The 4,088-nt window shown below is 72.9% G+C and carries 4 protein-coding genes and 1 pseudogene; 3 read left to right on the top strand and 2 right to left on the bottom strand.

The genetic code is table 11. From position 1 onward, the window contains the following. The 3 genes and pseudogenes from ACTHNQ_RS05375 to ACTHNQ_RS05365 all read left to right on the top strand — a co-directional run. A pseudogene (locus tag ACTHNQ_RS05375) lies at positions 1 to 187 on the top strand (VOC family protein); the annotation flags it as partial. After that, positions 188 to 901, top strand: coding sequence for a winged helix-turn-helix transcriptional regulator (locus ACTHNQ_RS05370; protein ID WP_440331772.1), 714 nt, complete (start codon positions 188 to 190; stop codon positions 899 to 901). Positions 902 to 926: 25 nt separating this feature from the next. Further along, positions 927 to 1,550 carry a dihydrofolate reductase family protein gene (locus tag ACTHNQ_RS05365; RefSeq protein WP_440331770.1) on the top strand — a complete coding sequence of 208 codons (624 nt, stop codon included), beginning with the start codon at positions 927 to 929 and terminating at the stop codon, positions 1,548 to 1,550. A 7-nt stretch (positions 1,551 to 1,557) separates the two neighbouring features. Here the strand turns inward: ACTHNQ_RS05365 and ACTHNQ_RS05360 are convergent, their stop codons facing one another. Next, the gene (locus ACTHNQ_RS05360) at positions 1,558 to 3,462 is read right to left on the bottom strand and encodes a sigma-70 family RNA polymerase sigma factor (protein WP_440331768.1); all 1,905 of its coding nucleotides are present in this window, start codon (positions 3,460 to 3,462) and stop codon (positions 1,558 to 1,560) included. Between the two features lie 220 nt (positions 3,463 to 3,682). Next, the coding region (locus ACTHNQ_RS05355; RefSeq protein ID WP_440331766.1) for an exodeoxyribonuclease III at positions 3,683 to 4,088 on the bottom strand (406 nt) is incomplete at its 5' end.

The following is a 4,088-nucleotide window of genomic DNA, read 5'->3' as shown; positions in this document are numbered from 1 at the left end:
CGACAAGGCCATCGCCGCCGGCGTGGCGGCGGGCGGCGTCGAGCCGAGCGAGCCCAAGGACTACGGCTTCATGTACAGCCGCGACCTCGACGACCCCGACGGCAACGGCGTGGAGTTCTTCTTCATGGAGCCGCAGGCCGTGGAGCAAGGGCCCGACGCCTACGTGGCGGAGCAGGCGCAGGCGTAAGTGGCGTCCCGCAGCTACGGGCAGTACTGCGGGGTCACGACCGCCGTCGAGCTGATCGGGGAGCGGTGGGCGCTGCTCATCGTCCGCGATCTGCTCGTCGGCCCGCGGCGCTACACCGACCTCAAGCAGGGACTGCCCAAGATCCCCACCAACATCCTCTCCACACGGCTCAAAGAGCTGCAAGAGAGCGGTGTGGTGCGCCGCGTGCCGCTGCTGCACTGCGGCCTGGTGTACGAGCTGACGCCTTATGGACGAGAGCTCGAGCCGATCGTGCTGGCGCTCGGCCGGTGGGGATTCGCGCAGATGGGCGACCCGCAGCCCGACGACGTGGTCACGGCCGACTCGCTGACCATGGCGCTGCGCACCGCTTTCCGGGTGGATGCCGCCACCGAGCTCCCTCCGGCGGACTATGAGCTCCACGTCGGCGATGTGGTGCTGCGGGTGCAGGTCGACGCGTCCGGTCTGCGCGTGGCGCAGGTCCAGCCGGCCGGGCGGCCGGTGGATCCACGGCTCGGGAACCAGGCCTCGACCGCCGGAGACCCCGAGCTCGTCTTCGCCGCGGGCCCCGGCATCCGTCGCCTCATCTCGGGAGAGCTGACCCCGGCCGAGGCGATCGATCAGGAAGTGCTGGCGGTGGTCGCGGGCGACGCGACGCTGCTGGAGCGGTTCGCGCAGACGTTCCGCATCGAACCGGGGGTCGTGCTCGCCGCATGAGCCCCCTCGACGAAGGGAGGCGGTCATGAGCGGCCGCATCTACATCGATCTGTTCACCACGCTCGACGGCGTCGCGCAGGCGCCCGGCGGGCCCGAGGAGGACCCGTCGGGCGGCTTCCCGTTCGGCGGCTGGCAGGCGCCGTTCCCGGACGAGCAGATCGGTGCCGCGATCGGGCAGGGCATCGAAGAGCTCGACGCCCTGCTGCTCGGACGCCGCACCTACGACATCTTCGCGGGGTACTGGCCCCACCATACGGACGGTCCCGAGGGTGGCATCGGACGCAAGTTCGACGCCGTGCCCAAGTACGTCGCCTCGCGCGGCACGCCGTCGCTGGATTGGCAGGGGTCGTCCCAGCTCGGGCCCGACCTCGCGGCCGAGGTCGCCACGCTGCGCGACCGGCACGACAGCATCCACGTGATCGGCAGCATCGACTTCGCGCAGACGCTCCTGCGCGAGCAGCTGTTCGACGTGCTGACGCTGTGGGTGTACCCGGTCGTGCTCGGCCAGGGCAAGAAGGTCTTTCCCGACGGCGCCGCCCCGGCGAACGTCACGCTGCTCGAGCCGGCGACGTCGGGTCCGCTCGGCGTCGTGCAGCTGCGCTACGGCCCCGCGGCGGGACCGGTGCAGACCGGCACGATGGGCAGCTGACGCAGGGTCAGCGCGCCGACACGTGCAGCGTGACGTACGACACGAGGCCCTGGCGGCCGGTCGCCGGGTCGACGTAGCGGATGCCCAGGACGTGATCGCCCGGCGACACGTTGTAGACGACACGGCTGAGCGGTGCCCCCGTGAGGGTGTGCAGATTCCCCGTCCAGGCCCCGTCGATCGCCACCGCCACGGTCTGACCGCGCAGCCCGCTCAGCAGGAGCGTCAGGTCGTCGGCGCGGAAGTCGAAGTCGAGGTCCTCGAGGCGCGCCTCGAGCGTGCCGTCCGACGAGGTCACGGTCGGCACCGGAAGGGCGAACGGCCCGACAGGCTCGCTGGCCGCGGACTCCGCCAGACCCGGGGCGGTCTGCACCGCACGGACCGACATACCCTGATGGAGCAGATCGCCGGGAATCGCCGCCGAGAACCGACCGGCGGTATCCGCCGTCGTCCGCGCCAGGACCGTCCCCGACTCGTCGAGCAGCACGACGTCGGCGCCCGCCACACCCGTGCCGCTGATCGGCGCGGGGACCGGTGCCGACAGGTCGGCCGGGGCGTCGAGACGGGCTGTCGCGGTCGTGGCGGGCCCGGGGTCGGGCGTCGGGGTGGGTGTCGGCGTCGGGCTGGGTGACGGGTTCGGCGTGCTGGGCTCGGGAGCCGGCGTGACGGGCGCGGGGGCCGGCCGCGGTGCCGTCTCGACCAGCCGGATCGGAGCCGTCCGCGGAGCCGCCGCGGGCGGCAGCGCCGGCGTGTCGACGGCACCCGCCGGCGGTGCGTCCACCGCCGGCGGCGCGTCGGCGGTCTCGGCCGCGGCCCCGTCGGGCGCGGTCTCGACAGCATCGGCGGCATCCCGATCGGTCGTGGTCACGTCGGCCGAGACCGGATTCTCGACCGGCGCGCTCCACGACGGGGCGAGCGCGATGGCGACGGCGGCCGCGGCCGCCACCGCGAGCACACCGACGCCGATCCCGATCGCCGCAACCGGGACGGCAGCGGTGCCGGCGCCCCCCGCGCCGACACCCCCGCCGGAGGCGCCCCCCGGCGCCTGTCCCCCGGAGCCGGATGCCCCGCCACCCCCGGTGGGCGATCCGGCGACCACCGATGCCGCGGCCGGGGCGGCATCGGAGGCATAGGCAAGGGCCCCAGCCCCGCCTAGGACAAGTGGCAGCAGCACCAGACGGAGCTTCTGCGACACGTGCTCGAGGTCGGCCGCGACGATGCGGCACGCCTGACATTCCTGCAGGTGGGCGTCGAGGCGCCGGCGGTCGCCGCGCTTGACGGGCTTCTTCTCGCTGGCCACGAGCAGCTCGCACACCCACCGGCACTCGGCGGGACGGGCCGGGTCGCTGATGTGCGCCTGCAGCCACGCCTGCTTGAACCCCTCGCGAGCGCGGTAGGCGAGCGCCGACACCGCGTTCGCGCTCATGCCGAGCAGCGGCGCGATCTCGCGCGGCTTCATGCCTTCGACCTCGACGTACCAGAGCAGCTCACGCCAGCGCTCCGGCAGCTCTCGGAACGCCTGAGCCAGCACCGACCGGTCGGCGACGAGCTCGGCGAACTCGGCCTCGGACTCCGACGCGCGCTCGTCGAGGTCGTCGAGCGGGGTCTCCTGCGTGCGGCGGCCCCACGACGCCGCGACGTTGCGGATGGTGGCGAACAGGTACGGCCGGAACCCCTCGTGCGGCCCGCCGCCCTTGCGGATCGCCGAGAGGATCGACGTGAACGCCTCCGAGACGATGTCGTCGGGGTCGACGTTCGGGCTGACGGCCCGCGCCGCGCTCCGGCCGCTCGCGACGTGGCGCTCCCACAGCACCGCATAGGCGGCGTTGTCGCCGGCGCGCGTGGCGAGGACGAGCTGCTCGTCCGAGCGCTCTCGCAGCGGGCCCTCGGCGACGGCACGGATGGGGGTGGTCACTTGTCTCCTCGCCGGTCGGCGCTTCAGGGCTCGGCCGGCGACGGCAGATCGGCGCCAGGCTAGCGATACGCGCTGGGAAACCGCTGGTGAGCGGGCCCTCACGCGATAGGGGGTCACACAGCAAGACGCCCGCGGAACGCGATCATGACGCGCACCACGAAAAAAGTTCGAGAGGGATCGGGGCGAGATGCGGATGCCGCCGATCGCGGCATCCGCACCGTCAGAAGATCATCGGACGATCGTCGTCGTCCTCGCCCTCGAGGTCCAGGTCGACGACGACCGGCACATGGTCGCTCGGGGCCTCGCCCTTGCGCTCGTCGCGGTGGATCGTCGCGCCGGTGACGGCGTCAGCGATCGCGTGCGAGCCGAGGATGAAGTCGATGCGCATGCCCTCGTTGCGGGGGAAGCGCAGCTGCTTGTAGTCCCAGTAGGTGTAGCCGGTCGGGATGAGCGGGCGCACGACGTCCTGCAGGCCCGCCGCCTCGAGGGCCGCGAACGCCTCGCGCTCGGGCGGCGACACGTGCGTGGCGAAGCCCTGGACGACGGTCGGGTCGCCGTTGTCGGCATCCGTCGGGGCGATGTTGAAGTCGCCCACCAGCGCCAGCGGCAGATCCGGGTTCGCCGCC

This window comes from Microbacterium sp., assembly GCF_051953575.1.
Lineage (GTDB): Bacteria > Actinomycetota > Actinomycetes > Actinomycetales > Microbacteriaceae > Microbacterium.
Note: the sequence above shows the minus strand (reverse complement) of the source record. Positions and strands in the feature narration are given on the sequence as shown.